The 18937-nt window shown below is 37.1% G+C and carries 17 protein-coding genes and 2 riboswitches; of the genes, 11 read left to right on the forward strand and 6 right to left on the reverse strand.

Features of this window, described 5'->3' with window-relative positions; all coding sequences use genetic code 11:
* Positions 1-211: 211 nt before the first annotated feature.
* Positions 212-1477, reverse strand: coding sequence for an Nramp family divalent metal transporter (locus tag A2J09_RS20120; RefSeq protein ID WP_012292505.1), 1266 nt, complete (start codon positions 1475-1477; stop codon positions 212-214).
* 212 nt (positions 1478-1689) lie between these two features.
* On the opposite strand from A2J09_RS20120, the gene A2J09_RS20125 reads away from it, so the two are divergent.
* The 8 genes from A2J09_RS20125 to A2J09_RS20165 all read left to right on the forward strand — a co-directional run bounded on the left by A2J09_RS20125 (position 1690) and on the right by A2J09_RS20165 (position 10570).
* Positions 1690-2379 carry a response regulator transcription factor gene (locus A2J09_RS20125; RefSeq protein WP_012292506.1) on the forward strand — a complete coding sequence of 230 codons (690 nt, stop codon included), beginning with the start codon at positions 1690-1692 and terminating at the stop codon, positions 2377-2379.
* Positions 2376-3671: a sensor histidine kinase gene (locus A2J09_RS20130; RefSeq protein WP_036160615.1), complete on the forward strand. Its 1296-nt coding sequence runs from the start codon at positions 2376-2378 to the stop codon at positions 3669-3671. Before A2J09_RS20125 ends, A2J09_RS20130 begins: the two co-directional genes overlap by 4 nt.
* Entirely contained in the window at positions 3668-4333 is a 666-nt protein-coding gene (locus A2J09_RS20135; RefSeq protein ID WP_031417669.1) for a PepSY domain-containing protein, read from the forward strand. Before A2J09_RS20130 ends, A2J09_RS20135 begins: the two co-directional genes overlap by 4 nt.
* A gap of 92 nt (positions 4334-4425) precedes the next feature.
* Entirely contained in the window at positions 4426-4944 is a 519-nt protein-coding gene (locus A2J09_RS20140; RefSeq protein WP_036160619.1) for a PepSY domain-containing protein, read from the forward strand.
* 213 nt (positions 4945-5157) lie between these two features.
* Positions 5158-5307, forward strand: a riboswitch (cyclic di-AMP (ydaO/yuaA leader).
* Between the two features lie 119 nt (positions 5308-5426).
* Complete coding sequence (locus tag A2J09_RS20145) at positions 5427-7250, forward strand: APC family permease (protein WP_036160622.1); 1824 nt, start codon at positions 5427-5429, stop codon at positions 7248-7250.
* Between the two features lie 164 nt (positions 7251-7414).
* Positions 7415-7516, forward strand: a riboswitch (purine riboswitch).
* 131 nt (positions 7517-7647) lie between these two features.
* Complete coding sequence (locus A2J09_RS20155; protein ID WP_036162548.1) at positions 7648-8232, forward strand: xanthine phosphoribosyltransferase; 585 nt, start codon at positions 7648-7650, stop codon at positions 8230-8232.
* Positions 8232-9530 carry a nucleobase:cation symporter-2 family protein gene (locus tag A2J09_RS20160; protein WP_012292512.1) on the forward strand — a complete coding sequence of 433 codons (1299 nt, stop codon included), beginning with the start codon at positions 8232-8234 and terminating at the stop codon, positions 9528-9530. The genes A2J09_RS20155 and A2J09_RS20160 overlap by 1 nt, the downstream gene beginning before the upstream one ends.
* Before the next feature lie 518 nt (positions 9531-10048).
* The gene (locus tag A2J09_RS20165; RefSeq protein WP_012292513.1) at positions 10049-10570 is read left to right on the forward strand and encodes a DUF2179 domain-containing protein; all 522 of its coding nucleotides are present in this window, start codon (positions 10049-10051) and stop codon (positions 10568-10570) included.
* A 22-nt stretch (positions 10571-10592) separates the two neighbouring features.
* Here the strand turns inward: A2J09_RS20165 and A2J09_RS20170 are convergent, their stop codons facing one another.
* Positions 10593-11909, reverse strand: a complete 1317-nt coding sequence (locus A2J09_RS20170; protein ID WP_012292514.1) for a DUF2252 family protein — start codon at positions 11907-11909, stop codon at positions 10593-10595.
* Positions 11910-12080: 171 nt separating this feature from the next.
* On the opposite strand from A2J09_RS20170, the gene A2J09_RS20175 reads away from it, so the two are divergent.
* A complete protein-coding gene (locus A2J09_RS20175) occupies positions 12081-12653 on the forward strand; it encodes a YitT family protein (RefSeq protein WP_012292515.1) in 573 nt (190 codons plus the stop codon).
* A 57-nt stretch (positions 12654-12710) separates the two neighbouring features.
* Here the strand turns inward: A2J09_RS20175 and A2J09_RS20180 are convergent, their stop codons facing one another.
* From A2J09_RS20180 to A2J09_RS20195, 4 genes are all read right to left on the reverse strand, one after another.
* Positions 12711-13607 carry a DMT family transporter gene (locus A2J09_RS20180; protein WP_012292516.1) on the reverse strand — a complete coding sequence of 299 codons (897 nt, stop codon included), beginning with the start codon at positions 13605-13607 and terminating at the stop codon, positions 12711-12713.
* 105 nt (positions 13608-13712) lie between these two features.
* On the reverse strand, positions 13713-14873 hold the full coding sequence (locus A2J09_RS20185; protein WP_012292517.1) for a PucR family transcriptional regulator: 1161 nt from the start codon (positions 14871-14873) through the stop codon (positions 13713-13715).
* 144 nt (positions 14874-15017) lie between these two features.
* Positions 15018-16436 (reverse strand): amidase, encoded by a 1419-nt coding sequence (locus tag A2J09_RS20190; protein ID WP_036160627.1) that lies wholly within the window; start codon positions 16434-16436, stop codon positions 15018-15020.
* Positions 16426-16611 carry a hypothetical protein gene (locus A2J09_RS20195; RefSeq protein ID WP_031418294.1) on the reverse strand — a complete coding sequence of 62 codons (186 nt, stop codon included), beginning with the start codon at positions 16609-16611 and terminating at the stop codon, positions 16426-16428. Before A2J09_RS20195 ends, A2J09_RS20190 begins: the two co-directional genes overlap by 11 nt.
* A 327-nt stretch (positions 16612-16938) precedes the next feature.
* Here A2J09_RS20195 and A2J09_RS20200 point away from each other — a divergent pair, with 327 nt between their 5' ends.
* Positions 16939-17820 (forward strand): EAL domain-containing protein, encoded by an 882-nt coding sequence (locus A2J09_RS20200; RefSeq protein ID WP_031418296.1) that lies wholly within the window; start codon positions 16939-16941, stop codon positions 17818-17820.
* The gene (locus A2J09_RS20205; protein WP_036160631.1) at positions 17798-18748 is read left to right on the forward strand and encodes a GGDEF domain-containing protein; all 951 of its coding nucleotides are present in this window, start codon (positions 17798-17800) and stop codon (positions 18746-18748) included. Before A2J09_RS20200 ends, A2J09_RS20205 begins: the two co-directional genes overlap by 23 nt.
* The last annotated feature ends 189 nt before the right edge of the window (positions 18749-18937 follow it).

The raw sequence follows: 18937 nt of genomic DNA on the forward strand, positions 1-18937 counted from the left end.
ACTGTAGTTTCTGCAACTGCTTCAGCTGCCCCACAAGATGTGTCTACTTAAGGTTTCCCTTTTGCATGCACTGGTCCTTGTAGGGATAGATAATATCCGAGAGTATTAAAATCAGCTATAATTGTCTCCTATAGATGGTTATAGATTATCAACAAAAAGGCATCGAGATTTTTCTTCTCGATGCCTTTTGTTAGTCTATTAATTCACTATTTTATCCAAATATTGTTTCGCTTAGTAAGTAAATATTTAATGCCACTACGATCACAACTACAAACCAGCCTAAAATAGTAGTAATACGGTGGTTCACTAAACCGCCCATAATGTCCCGTTTGCTTGTAAACATAACGAGAGGGACGAGGGCAAATGCAATACCAAAAGATAACACAACCTGACTAAGAACAAGCGCATAGGTTGCGTTTACACCAGATGCAATAATCGCTAGCGGCGGGACCATTGTAATGGCTCTCCGTAAATAAAGTGGTATTTTTCGTTGAATAAAGCCTTGCATCACTACGTCACCTGCTAATGTCCCTACAGAGGAGCTAGCTAGCCCAGCAATAAGTAAACCAAGACCAAAGGAAACGGCAGCCATTGGACCGAGAGCATCCTTTAATCCGTTATAGGCAACGTCTAAATCCTCTACTACGATTCCTTGTGTGTGAAATACTGCTGCCGCGATAATGAGCATACTCATATTGATGGCTCCAGCAATAATCATAGCGATGATAATATCAATAAATTCAAAACGGAAGATTCTTCTTTTTTCTTCTTCATTACGACCGATAATACGACTTTGTGTTAAAGAAGAATGTAAGTAAATAGCATGGGGCATGACGGTCGCACCTAAAATACCAGTTGCTAATAGTAATGAGTCCACCCCCTCAAACTGAGGTGTGAACATACCAATTGCTACTTCGCCCCATTCTGGCTGAGCTAAAAACGTTTGGAAGGCAAATGCTAAAACCACAATTAAAACCATACCAGAAATGCCTGCCTCAAATGCTCTGAATCCTCTTCTTTGAAGCTCTAGAATAGCAAATGATCCAATCGCTGTAATGATAGCTGCTGGAAGCATAGGGATATTAAATAACAAGTAAAGCCCTAATGCTGCTCCGATAAACTCAGCAAGGTCGGTAGCAATAATGACTAATTCAGCCTGAATCCAAAGAAATATAGATGTTTTTTTAGAAAAATGTTCACGTGCCACCTCAGGTAAATTTTTCCCTGTCGCAATCCCAAGCTTTGCAGATAAGGATTGGATGAGCACCGCCATTAAATTAGAAAAGGCTATTACCCAAAGGAGTAAGTAACCATACTGAGAGCCAGCTGTAATATTTGTGGCAAAATTGCCAGGATCAATATAGGCGACCGCTGCAATGAATGCAGGCCCAAGAAAAGGCAAAAAACGTCGCCAACCTTTTATATCTCCATCTAAAACTGCCTCGGCAGACGATTTTGTGACTTGTTTATATACCATATTGTTCCCTCATTTCAAAAAGTATCGTTCGAGAAATAAAGTTTCCTAGAGGAAAATGAGATAATAGTATTCTAACGCTAGGATTAGAAAAAGGGAAGCGCTTTGCTTAAAACTTTAAAAAAATAAGTATGCACACTTCTCATCAATTTCTAATTAGACTTTCCTTACCTCTATCGTTTACGATGAAAGAAAAGGTGAAGGACTGATTCGACGTGAGCAATCGAATTTTAATTATAGAAGATGAAGAAAATATTGCGAGAGTGCTGCAGTTAGAGCTTCAATTTGAAGGCTATGAAGCGGTGATAGCCCATACAGGAGCAGATGGTTTATTGCAATATCGTGAGGAGCAATGGGATTTAATCTTACTGGATATTATGTTACCCGAAATGAGTGGTATAGATGTGCTAAAGCGGATTCGCGCAACAGAATCAAAGACCCCAGTTATCATGCTAACTGCTAAAAGTGAGGTAGAGGATAAGGTAAAGGGCTTGGATTTAGGAGCTAATGATTATGTGACAAAGCCCTTTGAAATTGAAGAATTACTGGCCCGTATCCGTAATGCACTACGGTTTTCTCAAAATGCTAGTCCAACAAAGGTCGGTGTATCGTTTGGACAGTTATCGATCAATGAGCAGACAAGAGAAGTGATTTATTATGGTAAGGAAATCCAGCTGACTCCTAGAGAATACGATTTATTGCTGTATCTTATGAAGCATCCTAAGCAAGTGCTCACAAGGGAACAAATATTAGAGACTGTATGGGGCTTTGATTACTACGGAGATACAAATGTTGTGGATGTTTATATTCGTTATGTACGCCAAAAGCTTGAAATTGCAAATGCAACGCCCATTATTCAAACAGTTCGTGGTGTAGGTTATGTGCTAAAGGAAAATAAATCATGAAGCTTAAAACAAAAATTCATCTACTGACCACTTTGTTAATGCTAGTAATTTTAGTGGCAACTAATAGTGGAATTTATTTTTTGTACGAGAAATTTGCCTATAATACGGAATATAGTCAACTTCATACACGAGCGAATGATTTAAGCTCAACATTAAGTCAGTTAAATGCACAAACCAACCTACAGCAAGTATTAAGAGCGTACATGCCAGCTGGTGGTGCAATCTATGTTTATGATGGAGAAAATTTGAAGACGAAGGTTCAGGCTACTCTAGATATGCCCGATGTTACTTCCATTACCTATACAATGCCTACTATTTGGATAGATGGGACAATTGTGGACATCACCTTACAACAATCCATGGAGGAAGTAGAAAGTACATTGGATTTATTAAAGGCTATTTTGATAGTCGTGTCCATTATTGCCACCATTCCAATCTTTTTAGCGAGCCTGGCACTTGGTCGCCTAATTTTGTTACCACTAGAACGCTTAAATGCGACAATGCGCAAAAGTGCATCGACGGGGAAATATGAAAAAATGGACATCCCGGCTAAAGGTGGGGATGAATTAGCAAAAATTAATCGAACTTTCAATATGATGATGGAGAAGCTTGAACAGCACTATCAAAAGCAACAGGAATTCGTTTCAAATGCTTCTCACGAATTAAAGACGCCTATTACTGTCATCGAAAGCTATGCAAAGTTACTCTTACGAAGAGGCTTTGACAATCGTGAAGTAGCGCAAGAATCGCTTCAGGCTATTGCAAATGAGTCTTCTCGTATGCATGAAATGGTATTGCAATTGTTAGAGCTAGCAAAAAATAATGAGCATATAGAAATTCATATTGAACAGCTAGAGCTAGCTCCCTTTTTAAATAAAGTAGCTGCACAAATGCAGCAGGCGTATCATAGAGCTTTTATAGTCGATGCAAAAGCACCACAATTTATCTATAGTGATGAAAAAATTTTGAAGCAATTACTCTTTATTTTGCTTGATAATGCTAGGAAGTATAGTGAGGGGGATGTTTATATTTCCACAGCAGAAACTACTACACACGTACGAATGACTATTCAGGACTTTGGCGTCGGTATTCCTAAGGAGCATATTCCGCATTTGTTTGAGCGTTTTTACCGTGTCACAGAGGATCGCAATCGTAAAACAGGTGGTTCTGGTTTAGGGCTTGCGATTGCACATAATCTTGCAGGACAATTGGGCATCACCATAGATGTGGAAAGTACAGTTGGGGAAGGATCAAGTTTTACCTTATGTATACCGAAGGAGGGGCAGCAATGAAAAAGTGGGTTGTACTAATTATTGTAATTGTCCTTCTTTGTAGCGGAGTGCTTTGGTTTATTCAAAATCGCTATTTTCAAAAGGAGTCTCTCAGTGAAGAAGAGGCGACTCGCCATATCGAAGCTATTTATAAAGGTCAAGTTTCAGAAGTAAAGAAACATGGAAATACATTTGAAATACAATTTACACGTGAGAATTTGAAATATACAGCCATGCTTGATGCTACAACACAGCAGGTTTCTGATCTAACGTTGCAAAAAGGGCAAAGTAAATTATTGTTAACAGAAAATCAAATAAGAAAAATGGTGAAAGAAAAATATGGTGAGGTAGAAAGCGTCATGCTCACGGAAACCATTTATACCGCACGTGTTGAAAAGGAACATAAGCAAAAAGATATCACAGTAGATGGCTATTCGGGTGAAGTGTTATCTGAAAAAGATGTAGAACCATTAAATCAGCCTGAAAACCCCCACATTATTACCGAACAGCAAGCCATTGATATAGCGCTGCAACAATTAACCGGGAAGGTGGATTCTGTAGATTTTGAAGATACGGCGGAGGGCGGTTATTATTTAGTTGAAATTGAAACAGAGCATGAAGAAGCCACGTTCCAAATTCATGCTGTATCTGGAAAGGTCCTTTCTGTTTCATGGGACGATTAAAGAGTTTTCTCATGAAATTCTAATGTTCCTCTTATAGTTCTATCATCTTTGCTTGGTAAGCTAAAAGCAGATAAAACAAAGGAGAGATGAACATGAAAAAAATAATTATGATTCCTGCATTAGTGGTGACTCTTGGTGTTGGAGCGGCGATTGGCTCTACAACTTTATTATCAGGAAGTGCACAAGAAAAAAAGGTCCTATCCATGCAAAAAATCGAAAAGAAGGCATTGGCAGTAGTAGAGGGCACAGTAGTAGATATTGAACTTGATCAAAATAACTACCGCTCTGTTTATGAGGTAGAGGTGCATACTGATACAGATGAGTATGATTTAAAATTCGATGCCTATACCGGAAAATTACTTAAGCAGAAGAAAGAGCGTCAAGATGACGACGATAATGAATGGGTTAACACTAATACTGCTACCAACCTTATAAGTAAAGAAAAGGCTATTGAAGCGGCTCTAACAAAAGCAAAGGGTACAGTAACAAAAATTAAATTAGATGATGGGATTTATGAAATCGAGTTAAAAGATGGCCAATATGAATATGAGGTTGATGTTGATCCGATTACAGGAGAAATTGTTAATTTTGAAAAAGATATGGAAGACTAATATTGGTTGTTGCCTTAAAAGTAGAGCATACTTTTAAGGTTTTTTTTGTTGTAAAATCCCTTTAAATTAGGTGTTTGCGAGGAAATTAATTTCTACCACGGATATTTACCATGAGTTCAAAATGTCTATGTATTTCACTTGTGAAAAAGAAAAATTTTCTTCTTTACTTTTTTAATTGACAGGCGTAATATGGCATCATTATTAAAGTTTCAAATTTCTAAATCGCTGAAGCAAACTAGACGCGGGGGACCCATTTTTGACGGAGTGCATAAGCAATTCTAGGGGTGAATCTCTTCTTTTGAAGGGTAGGGCTACTCAGGCCCGAATCCGACAGCTAACCTCGTAAGCGTTAAGAGCAGAAAAGTTGGAGCTTGGCAGACAGATGAGCGTCTACAAGTCTTATTTGGTGATGACTTGTAGGCGTTTTTTGATCTCATTTAGGAAGGCGAAACACAATCTAAGAAACTAGAAGGTGTTTATTGATGAAATCCTCATTTAAACGTTATGTAATCGGCAAACCATTAAGATCCGATGCGTTAGGGGAACAAAAGCTTAGTAAAACAAAGGCATTGGCCATATTATCGTCCGATGCTTTGTCTTCCGTAGCCTATGGACCAGAACAAATTTTAATTGTCCTGATGACTGTGGGAACATTAGCATTTTGGTATTCTTTACCGATTGCTGCAGGGGTTGTTGTCCTTTTGGTGGCACTGACTTTATCATATCGTCAGGTTATTTTCGCCTATCCACATGGAGGTGGCGCTTATATAGTATCTAGGGAAAATTTAGGTGTGAATGCGGGTCTTGTAGCAGGAGGCTCATTGCTCGTTGATTATATTTTAACGGTAGCGGTAAGTGTATCTGCAGGTACAGACGCAATTACATCGGCATTTCCAAGTCTGCATCCATACAATGTGCTAATCGCTATTATATTTGTGATTTTTTTAACGATCTTGAATTTACGTGGTGTAACAGAGTCCGCCTCTGTTTTGGCATATCCAGTCTATCTGTTTGTAGTCGTTATGTTAGTGTTAATTGGGTTGGGGCTCTATAATGTTGCAACAGGTCAGGTGCCAGCAGAGCTGCATCCAAAGATTGGTACTCCAGTAGCAGGGATTAGTTTATTTATTTTATTAAAGGCATTTGCGTCAGGAAGCTCAGCCTTAACAGGTGTAGAGGCTATCTCGAATGCCATTCCTAATTTTAGAAATCCTGCCCCTAATAACGCTGCTAAAACATTGTTAGCGATGGGGGGAATCTTATCGGTTTTATTTATCGGTATTGTTAGTTTAGCGTATTTTTACGGAATTGCGCCAACTTCGGAAGCGACAGTCGTTTCCCAACTGGCAGAAGCAAGTGTTGGTCGAAATATCTTTTATTATATAGTACAGGGTGCAACAGCGATGATTTTGGTACTTGCAGCAAATACGGGCTATTCTGCATTTCCTCTACTTGCTGTCAATTTATCAAAAGACGGTTTTATCCCGAGAATATTTCAAATGCGTGGGGATCGCCTTGGTTATTCGAACGGCATTATGATGCTAGGGCTAGCAGCCATTATCTTAATCATCTTATTTGATGGGACAACGGAACATTTGATTCCACTCTATGCTGTTGGGGTATTTATTCCGTTTACATTAGCGCAAACCGGTATGATGAGAAAATGGTGGCGTGAAAAACCTACTGGCTGGATGGCAAAATTTACGATCAATACAATGGGTGCAGCCATTTCATTCATCGTAGCGATGATGTTTTTTGTGACAAAAATGCCTCAAGTATGGCCAGTGTTTGTCTTTTTACCAATTATCATTTTCGTATTTCATCGAATCAAGCTTCATTATCAAGCCGTTGGAGAGCAGCTGAGATTGAGTAAAGAGGAACTGGCAACCATTGAGGGCAATGTTTTCATTGTACCAGTAGCTGGTATAACGAAGGTGGTTGAAAATTCTCTTCATTATGTGAAATCACTAAGGGTTGATAAAGTTATTGCCTTTTATGTGGCTTTCGATCCAGCAGATGCAAAAGCCTTCGAAGAAAAATGGCAGGCTTGGCAACCAGATATTCGATTAGTAACCTATTATTCAGCATATCGTAGCATCACACAGCCATTGATAAAATTTATTGATAAAGTGGACCATCAATGTGCGAAAACAGGTCATAAAGTAACGGTTGTTATCCCTCAATTTTTACCGAAAAAAGGCTGGCATCATATGCTTCACAACCAATCAAGCTTATTAATACGTACGACATTGTTATTTCACAGAAATGTCGTGATTATGACAGTACCTTTTCATTTATCAAAATAATGCTAGCATGCTAGAAAATTGTCTGTTATAATCAGTACGTTGATTGAAAACACGAACGTTTACAATTAAAAAGTCGCAGAATACCATTAAATTCCGAAAAATCAAACTTTTTTTAGTAGAAGTTATAGGCTTCTACCGAATATAGTGATGAATTGGATATTCTGATAGATTCATACAATTTTACTCATATAATAGCGAGGATATGGCTTGCAAGTTTCTACCGATTTACCGTAAATAAATCGACTATGGGTAGCAATGCTTTTAGAGAACTTCTTACATGATGTTTTCTATTCCTTTCGACGTTTTAACGCTGAATGCTTTGCTCCACTCGTAGCTGAATGGGACCAAGGTGTTCAGCTTTTTTTATTAATATTTAAGAAAGAAGGATATGACAGAAATGAAGTTATTACACGACAAAATTATGCAAGAGGGTAAAGTTCTATCTTCTTCAGTATTAAAAGTAGATTCATTTTTAAACCATCAAATTGATCCATTGTTAATGAAAGAAATTGGCCACGAATTCGCAAACCGCTTTGCTGACCAAGTAATTACAAAGATTTTAACAATAGAATCTTCAGGTATTGCTCCTTCTGTCATGTTAGGACTAGAAATCGGTGCACCAGTAGTGTTCGCTCGTAAACGTAAATCATTAACACTTTCAGATAACCTTTATACGTCAAAAGTACATTCATTCACAAAAAATGAAACAAATGATATCTCAGTATCACGTAATTTTTTAAGTGAGGACGACAATATTTTAATTGTTGACGATTTCTTAGCAAATGGTGAAGCAGTAAAGGGCTTACTTGATATTGCGGCTCAAGCGGGTGCCCATGTTGTAGGAGTGGGCATTGTTATTGAAAAAGGCTTCCAAGATGGGGGCAAATTATTACGTGAGCAAGGTGTCCGCGTAGAATCATTAGCGATTGTAGATTCTCTTGAAGATGGCAAAGTGACATTTGCTACGGAGGCTCGCGCGTAATGAATACCTTTAAATCAACGACGCTAGCAATTCAACATTTACTTGCGATGTATGCTGGAGCCATCCTAGTGCCACTTATAATTGGAGGGGCAATTGGCTTTAATTCAACACAAATGACGTATTTAGTGGCGATTGATATTATGATGTGCGGGGTTGCAACACTTTTACAAGTTTACTCGGGTAAATTTATTGGTATTGGTTTGCCTGTAGTACTTGGTTGTACATTTACAGCGGTAAGTCCAATTATTGCTATAGGTACAAACCCAGAGCAAGGTATCACAGATATTTATGGTTCCATTATTGCATCTGGTTTGATTGTCGTGATTATTGCCGGCTTCTTCGGGAAGCTAGTGAAATTTTTCCCACCAGTAGTAACAGGATCTGTCGTTTCTATTATCGGTATTTCTTTATTGCCAGTAGCTTTAAATAATATGGCAGGTGGACAAGGAGCAGAGGATTTTGCATCCGGCTCAAATATTGCATTAGCATTTATTACGCTAGTAATCATATTAATCGTCTATCGTTTTTCTACAGGCTTTATCCGTGCTATTTCCATTCTAGTTGGGCTAGTAGCGGGTACCATCTTAGGGGCATTCATGGGCAAGGTTAATTTTCACCCAGTAGCAGAAGCGGATGTATTCCATATGGTACAACCATTCTACTTTGGAATGCCAACATTTGATGTAACAGCTATTATTACAATGACTCTTGTAGCTATGGTATCTCTAGTTGAATCATCTGGTGTTTATTTTGCACTAAGTGATATTTGTAATAAAAAACTAGATTCAAAAGATTTGGCTCGTGGCTATCGCTCAGAAGGTCTTGCATCTGTAATCGGTGGTTTATTTAATGCCTTTCCGTACACAACATTCTCACAAAATGTAGGACTTACACGTATGTCAGGCGTAAAAGACCGCAAAGTCATTTACATCACGGGTGGTCTACTGGTAGCACTTGGCTTCCTACCCAAAATCGCAGCATTAACAACGATTATTCCAACGTCTGTATTAGGTGCGGCCATGCTTGCGATGTTCGGTATGGTCATTACACAAGGTATGGGTATGCTAGTACCTGTGATGAACGAATCTGCTGAAAATGCGATGATTGCTGCGATTGCAGTAAGTTTAGGTGTCGGTGTATCAGTCGTTCCTGGTATTTTTGATGCTCTACCAGATAAAGTGTCTATTTTAACTTCTAACGGTATCGTCTGTGGTTCAGTCACAGCGATTATCTTGAATATTTTATTCAATATGATTGGACCAAAGCATAAAAAAGACCCGATGCATGGGGAAGCATAAAGAGATAATGCAATGATATTTATCAGAATATCCCACATATTTTGATGAAAAAAATGTTGTAAAGTCGCCTGTTTTTTAACTATTAATTTAGTTGAAGGTAGGGGGCTTTTTTCTATGCGTAAAAGTGTGCATGTTAGAAAAGATGTTGAAGATATTATGCTACTAAAAAAGTGAAGAGAGTAGAATAATATAATGAACATTACCGATTTTTTATTCAATGGTTAGAGCACCCTGGATACTAAATAGGGTTCTTCCTTTTCAAAGAAATTTGTCATCTTTTTCTATTTTAAATAGAAGAGGTAACAGGGCTTTTACTAAACTATATTTTGAACTTGAAAGTGACCAAAGCTAATGTCGTTTGAGTAATACAACAGCTTTTTTACTATATATTTATTTTAGCCGTTGATGTTTAGAATTGAATGGCGAGGGAATTTATAAATAAGGTATTTTTAATAGAATGTAACACTCTATTTCAACATACACTTATATATAACTACTCTTAGAAAGGTCTAGTATAAATGCAAAGTATCGTTTTGATTTTAATACTTCAATTAGTATATGTACCCTTTTTAACGTTACGTACAATATTTTTGGTGAAAAACATTACTTTCCTTGCTGCCATATTCGGTATGCTAGAGATGCTCGTGTATGTATTTGGCCTTTCGCTTGTTTTTAGTGGGAAACAAAGTATGTTAGCTATGGTCGTTTATGCAGTTGGTTTTGGTTTAGGTATTTTTTTAGGAGCCAAAATTGAACGAAAGCTGGCTATTGGTTATGTTTATACAACAATCAATACTCAAAATAAGAATGAAGAGCTTGTAAGGTTTCTCCGTAATGAGGGATTTGCTGTGACGATTTATGTTGGAGAGGGGCGAGATAGTAATCGCTATAAATATGAAATTTTAACAAAGAGAAATCGAGAGACGGAACTCTTTCAAATAGTAGAGCAATTTGAACCTAATGCATTTATAATTTCGTATGAGCCGAAGTCATTTAAAGGTGGTTTTTTACTAGCTCGTATGAAGGCTAAGCAAAAATAATTTTTAAAAGTAAAGACCTTAGCTATTGGCTAAGGTCCTTTTGATATTGCTGTTTAAATTGAGTATCAACCCAGTTTTTAAATAGGTCAAAATCGGAGGAGACTGTGTCTTTGTAGTTCATAGCCTGTAAAATTACTTGATCAACAAATACATGACGATCTTTCCCAATCGTTTTTAAAATCTCATCCTCACTATGATAGGTAAAAACATGGGAATAATCGATATCCGCTCGTGCATGTATTTTAGCGGCTATTTGTCCCATGATTGAAGTTGTTGCATAGTAATCCGCAACATTTTTATAGTTTTTAGGCTTTACTTTCTTTTTATAGGGAGAACGTTCTCGAATGTAAAATTCCTGCTCATTCATAGTGATATAGTCTAAATGAGGGTCCTCTAAATGGTGCATGGCTTTTTGTGTCCCCACTACTCGAGCTCCTTGATGCTCATAATGCTTCCAAAATTCTTGGTTGTAAGGAAGGAAATAGGCAGGGATCGCTGTACGTACCTCTTTCATTTCTAATACTAATTCGCCTACTCCCGATGCACCTTTTTTATTTTCTACTAAAATATAGTATCGTTTTAAGCCGATGGAAGCAGTACCTGAGCCATACTTGCAAGCAATATCTTTAATCTTGTAAGCAGGTAGTGCGCTCGTAATGGCATTATATTCATCGGCAGTAACGGGCTGAATTTCATCATTGCTAATAAATAGTCGTTGCCCGTCTTCATTGACATAGGATATATCCTGTAAAAATTGGGAGCTTTGACGTTTCTCTAGCTTTTTCAACAATTTCTTGGCGGGTCCCTTTGTGTTTTCTTTCGTAAATACGAGCGTTAGAGGATCATCCTGTTTACGCTGAAAACGTTTTAACTGATCCATATAGCTGTTGAGCAGGTGTTGAATAGCCGTTTCCTGAGCAGTCCTATGTACGCCTTGTTCCTCTAAATAGAGTGCGATACTAACACTCATCCGAATAATGTCATACAAATAAGAGCCAACATAACCTTCATCAAAATCATTGACATCAAAGACAATCGTACCATCTTCATTTTGAAAGGCACCGAAGTTATCCATGTGCATGTCTCCTTGAATCCAAGTTGGTTTGAGAGTAGGTGTATGGAAAATGGAAGAAATTTTTGTCATGTCAAAATAAAAGAGATAAGCACTTCCTCGGAAAAAGCGAAATGGACTTTCAAGCATTTTCTGATACTTCTCCAAACGCTGTGCTTCAGTTAACTTCATTCGTTGAGCATCAAACTCCTCAAAGATAGTATTTAATAGCTCCTTTCTTAAAAAAACTCTTGTATGTTTCACCTGTTCCAATAATGCATGCTCCATCTAAAAACCCCCTTTAGGTTACATGTATATACGAAAAATAAATGAATAGGTTTCGAAGAAATTTATCAAAAGTACTCGATAAAAATGGCTAAGGATCTAGGGTTATTTCGTAACATGTTCAATCACCTATTTTCATACTATAAGACATGCTCAGTTACGGAGGGGGGTCATATGTATTTTTTGATAAAAAGCCTTGTCATTATAGTAGGGAGTATTTCTTTGTCGTTAGGAATTAACTTATTCTTAACACCCTATGAAATATTAGATGGGGGAGTAGTAGGTTTAGCGCTGATTTTACATTATTTATATAAGCTAAAGATTGGTTTAATGATTATTATTATTAGTATCCCTATTTTTATTATTGCATGGTTTAAATATAGAGCTTATTTTTACAATAGTATTCATGGCTTAATTACCTCTTCATTGACTATAGACTTGTTAAAGCCAGTCAGAAATCTCATTCATATAGATGCTCTTTACAGTGCTATACTTGGGGGGATTCTGGTAGGCTTCGGAATCGGCTTAATGCTTCGTTTTCAGACAAGCACTGGAGGGACAGACCTCATTGCACAATTTATTAGTGATAAAACAAGTATTAATGTAGGGATATTAATATTTTTTATTGATTCTATCGTTATTGTTGTGGGCGGCTTCCTGTTATCCTCCACTACTTTTTTATTGTCTATTATTACGGTTCTAGTAGTAGGCATAACGACGAGCATCATTACGAGTCGTGCTTCATAACATTCGTTTACTCCTGAGCGTGTTGCATAAAAAAATAGCTCCAGTAAGAGACTGAAACTATTTGGGTGTCTGATTATCGAGTGTTTTCATCAGCTTCTTTTTAGGGTGTGCTGGTTTGATTTCTGCAATGAGTATGGCGAGTAAAATAAGAACAGCTCCTACAACCATACGGCTCGTTAAAATTTCGTGCAGGAAGATAACCGATAAGATCATGCCGAAAAAAGATTCCGTTGATAGTATAATAGCAGCCTTTGTAGCAGTAGTATATTGATTGGCCACATTTTGAAAGAGGTAAGCTATCGTTGTTGAAAAAATACCTAAGTAAATAATCGAATAGATGGCTTCTTTTTCTAGTGATGTAGGGATTTCTCCTTGGCTAATGACCACAAGAATACCTATAAAGGAAGCGGTAAGAAATTGAATGATAGTGAGTGCAATGGCATCTTCCTTTTGAACAAAAAGATTTGTACAAAATATATCAAAGGCAAAAGCAACGGCACAAGCTAACGAAAGGGCATCCCCCATATTCATCGTCAATGAACCTTGTAACGATAAAAAGCCAATTCCAACAATGGCCATTAAGGACCCAATGATTTCATACCCATCAATTCGACGCTTATAAACCGCATAGGCGATTAATGGGACAATAACGACATTAACAGCGGTTAAAAAGGCATTTTTTGATGGTGTGGTATATTGAAGTCCAACCGTTTGAAGAGCAAATGCTATATACAATATCGTACCTAATAAAGCACCTTTCCATATGACAGATCTAGACGCTTTTTTTAATCGGGAACCGAATAAAACAGTTAATATAATTGAAGCTAATAAAAATCTACCAGCCATAACTTGATAAGCGGTTAAATATTCTAAGGCAATGGCTGTTATAACAAACCCACTGCCCCAAACAATGGCTGTAACGAGTAGCATACCATCAGCTATGTAAGTTTTCATGAAATTCTTCCTCCTAACTTCCATTAGGATAGCATAAGAGAGAAGATATTAATTTGATTTTATTTCTAAATATTCAGGCGTTTTTTTGTACTTATTCCAAAGCGATTATTCATCACTCAATTTGCTATGTAATAAGTACAATTTAACGGCTGCAGCTAAACGCTCATAAAATACATAGTCATTCTCTACAGGTACTACTAGCTGACGGATTTTAGCCATACGATAGCGGATAGTATTGGGATGACAATAATGGGCAACAGCTACCTCTTTAATGTTTCCTTTTTTTGTAATGTAGGTTTTGGCTGTTTCTAATAAATCAGGATCTGCCTTATCATCGAGTAAAGGCGCTAAAAAGGAAGATACATAGTCCATCGCAAATGTAGGATCTTTACGATACAGCTCTATTAATAAACGATCTGATGCAAGGGACTTATAGTGGCAGCTTGATATCTTTTCAATTTCGGCAAAAACACTAGCAAAATAGGCTTCTTGTAAAGCAATTGAGATTCCTGTTTGTGTGTCGTACCAATTGCTATAACCAAAGGTGAATGCTTCAGCAGGGATAGTATTTAATGTTAGCCATTCATGTATAAACCTCTCAACGTGAAACTGCTGAGATGGGTGGGTAATAATCATAAAAAGACTTTGCTTATAGGAGCAAATTAAACCCGTTTTTAGTAAAGGCTCCATTGATAAAAAGTTTTGCCTCCAATCACTTCGAGATAAACCCTCTCCTCGAAGATTAGCTACAAATACATACTTGTCAAAGGGTCTCTCGATTTGCTGAAAAATCGACTTCAACTCCTCCGGTGCAAGATCCTCCTCCATTAATCTTCGTACAATTGTTTCTAAAAAAAACGAGTAATCCTGTGTTTTAGCATAAGCCATCGTTTCTAAAATGATTTTTTCAAAAAACTCATCTCCACCAAATCTAAGGATTGGGAAATTTTGTTCTTCCGCATAAGTTATAACCTCTTCAGGCAAATCTTTATAAATAACAGGCTTATAGGCTAAGGCACTTGCTCCTAGCTCAATTAAGCTTTTGACGGCATTTAATAAATACTCCGGCTTTTGCTTGGCAAATAATAGACTGCTTAACACAACACTGTTAGGGGTGAATATGGTATCTCGCACATGATGTATATCTGGGGAGAATTCAAAGTCTAGTATTTCTACGTTGTGAACTGCTTTATGCAAACCGCTGTGACCAGCTACAACGATAAAATCTTTAGTAATGGGTAATTGTAAAAAATTCTCTACATTCATGAATAGATCATTGCCTTTCTTGTAGTAAGCTACTATTTTCTATTATAAAAGTACGCCACAATAAAAAACCATTAGTTTGATAAGATTATACATACAATAAAAAAATCTGCTCATCGTGAGCAGATTTTAAACATTATTGATAGATTAAATAGTAGCGAAAATATTAGGCTTTCTATTTTTTAATGGGTTCGTCTGTTCAATAGCATACCCAACATTTAAAATTCGTCCTTCTTTAAAGGCAGGACCAATAATTTGTAGACCTATTGGTAAATTTCCTTTAAAGCCGCAAGGAACTGAAAGGGCAGGTAAGCCTGTTAAGTTACTTGGTCCTGTAAAACGAATGATATTATCAATCAAATCTACTTTTTTGCCATTTAGCTCAGCGAAATCATCACCAATGGTATTTGCCACTACAGGTAGAGTAGGGGTAATAAGCACATCTACTTGATTAAAAATTTCGTTAAACTCCTGCTTAATTTGACGACGTACCTGCTGTGCCTGTAAGTAATCAACGGCAGAAGGTAGTTCCCCTAGCTCAAATAATAACCGGATATCGTCTCCGAAATCTTGAGGTCTCTTTTGTAAATCAGAATGGTGTATAGCTGCTGCCTCAGAAAGGGATGTTACAAGTTCTGCCCATTCTGCATATTGTAAGGATGGAATTCGCACTCCTTCCACTTTAGCACCTTGATCTACTAAACTTTGAATGCTCGCTCGAACAGCCTTTTCTATGTCAGCATCTACGTCTTTAAAGAAGTATTCTTCATTAATGCCGATGACTAAATCCTTACTATTACCTGAAAGTTGCTGCACGTAATTGTCAGTAGGTACATCTATGCAAGTAGGGTCTCGATGATCAAAACCAGAGATGACTTCCAGCAAGCCGGCTGCATCCTTTACCGTCTTTGTCATGGGGCCGATATGGTCTAAGCTCCAAGCGAGTGGGTAACAGCCATATTTACTTACACGACCATGCGTAGGCTTTAAGCCAACGATACCACAGGCAGAAGAAGGGATTCGAATCGAGCCTGCTGTATCTGTTCCTAGTGAGGCGACACTTGCACCTGCTGCAACAGCGGCACCGGAGCCACCACTAGAGCCACCAGGAATTTTATCCAAATCCCAGGGGTTGCGAACGGGCCCGTAATGAGGGTTATTATTAGTAATTCCCCATGCATATTCATGCATACTTAATTTTCCAGTGAAAATAACACCAGCATCACGAAGTTTCTCTACTACTGTTGCATCATAATTAGAAACGAAGTCCTTATGAATTTTGGAGGACATCGTTGTAATTTTATCTTTAAAATATAAGTTATCCTTTAAGGCCATCGGAATTCCGTGATACATTCCTTTATATTGCCCTTGGAGAATCTCTTGTTCTATTTTATTTGCTTGAGACAATGCTTCCTCTCGATAAAAGGCCATATAGGCATTAATCTTAGGCTGACTTTCCTCAGCAAAATCTAGAATAGCTTTCGTAAGTTCCACAGGAGATAAGGCCTTCGATTGTAGTAAAGGTGCCAGTTCTTCAACAGATTTTAAATGTAAATCAGTTGTCAATGTGATCACCTCCAGGAATATTGCGTACAGCGATATCCGCGTCATCAATCGCAATACCTTCTAGGTGGCTACGAAGGGACTGCATACCTTCCCAGCGTGTTTTTAATAGTTCAAGGTGTTCAGGTTTCGGTGTAATTCCTTTGTTCTCCAATAATTGTTGAATAGACAAGCTCATTAACAAGATCCTCCCTTGAATAGTTTTATTATCTAAATAGGTTTCCCCATAAAGACCAATATCGTCAATCACAAATAATTATAATAGGTAATATAATCCTATTATTACAATCATACACTAACGATAGTTTATATCAAATAAACAATTTGTAATAGAGTGAATATTGTGAAATAAGAACCATTTAATAGATGTGAACAAAATCTTACTACTCGGAAAAAGGTATCCTGAATTCTAGTGCTAGAGCCTGCTCTTTTTACATGCGATTAACAGTCTATTTACAATGGAAGCGTACAATGAACCATAATAACCAATTGAAGAGGTGCAAGCATGGAGTCAGCTGTGGAACAAACTAGAAAAACGAATAATGTTTTTTCTTTATTAAAATATTTATATGGGCAACATCAACAAAATACGTTATATATCAAACGTTTAAAAGCATTGAAGCAAATTATTCAACAAGGTTCTTTACATACATACTTTCAGCCTATTGTAGATTTACAGACAGCGCAAACAATTGGATTTGAAGCTTTAAATCGTCCAATACCCTCTGAATTGTTTACGAGTGTAGACCAGTTTTATGAATTTGTAGGACAAACAGATTGTGTATTTTTATTTGAGTGTTTTTGTAGAAATCTTTCTTTACAACGTTTCAAGGAACGTATGCACAATGATTTGGTAGATAAAAACCTTTTAGTATTTCTGAATATACACCCGAATGTATTATTAGATAAAAAATATCATAGTGGGGAAACGCTACAATTATTAAAGGAACTCGGCATTAAGCCACAACAAGTAGTTTTTGAGTTAACGGAGCGTAGTGCTGTTATAGATTTTGTTGAGTTTGAACGTGTATTATCACATTATAGATCGCAGGGCTATCGTATTGCGGTAGATGATGTTGGCTCGGGTTACAATAGCTTAAAAACACTTATTTATTTAAAGCCAGAATTTATTAAACTAGATCGTTCATTAATTCAATGTATTGATCAGATTAGTGAGCAGCAGCAGCTTGTTACATTGCTAATGAAGTATGCCGAGCAGGCTAAAACTAAAATTATTGCTGAGGGAATAGAAAGACAGGAAGAGCTTGAGTATCTACATCGTATCGGTATTCACTATGCGCAAGGGTATGCGATAGGAAAGCCCGCAAAGGAAATGCATTTGGGGAAAATAAGGGTGGGTGACCATGAAGATTGGGGAAGTCATTGAAAAGGTTCCATGTATTGATGAATTTGTGAAAAATAAAGAAGTAGATGTGCTTTTTACGAGTAACCCATCATTACGGAGTGTGGTTGTAGTTCGTGATAAAAAACCTATTGGGCAGATTACACGTACGCATTTCTATCAAAAAATAGGCACTCAATATGGCTATCATTTATTTATGGGACGGCAAAATCAATTAATTATTAAAAAGAATCCTTTAATTGTAGATCGGAATATACCGATTACTGAGGTTAGTACTCAAGCGATGTCTAGACCCCCAGAGGATTTATATGATGATGTAATTGTCACTAAAAATGACCTATATGATGGAATGGTTAGTATAAGGGAGCTTCTGTTAAAGCTCGTTGACACTCAGGTGGCCATTGCTAGCTTTTTGAATCCACTAAGTAGTTTACCGGGTAATAAATTAATCAATGAAAAGCTTGAGGAAGCCTTAAAACTTTCACAATATAGTTTAATATATTTCGATTTAGATCATTTTAAATCCTATAATGACACATATGGCTTTAATAGAGGCGATAAAATCCTACTATATTTAACAGATATTCTTAAGAGACATATATGTGAGGTAGACGATTTTTTAGGGCATATTGGTGGCGATGACTTTGTAGCGATTTTGCCCCATTATGAGGCAGCCTCGATTTGCCAGAAAATTATTGATGAGTTTGATGCAAATATTTCGAGTTTTTATGAATTAGAGGATCTCGAATATGTGCAGGTAGCCAATAGAATTGGGAAACTGGAGCCATTAACATGTACTACCTTATCCGTTGCAGTTATTACGAATGAATTTCAATATTTTGACTCCGTAGAACAATTATCTAATACAGTGACGCGCGTGAAAAAACAGTGTAAAAAAATTACTGGAAGCTGTTATTTGATTAATAAACAAGAAACCTACTTCGTTCATTAAACGATGTAGGTTTTTGTTAATGTTTAGAGGGGTATTTAGTATTAATTTTGTAATCACAGGGATTGAACCCATTAAAGTGATAATGTTGTCACCAATTGAAGCATGGGAGACTAAAATATTTTAAAGAAGTTTCACTAAAATAATCGTTTTACGTTTCGAGGGCATAATAAATCATGACAAATCGTTTTT

This window comes from Lysinibacillus sphaericus (genome assembly GCF_001629735.1).
GTDB classification, from domain to species: Bacteria; Bacillota; Bacilli; order Bacillales_A; family Planococcaceae; genus Lysinibacillus; species Lysinibacillus pinottii.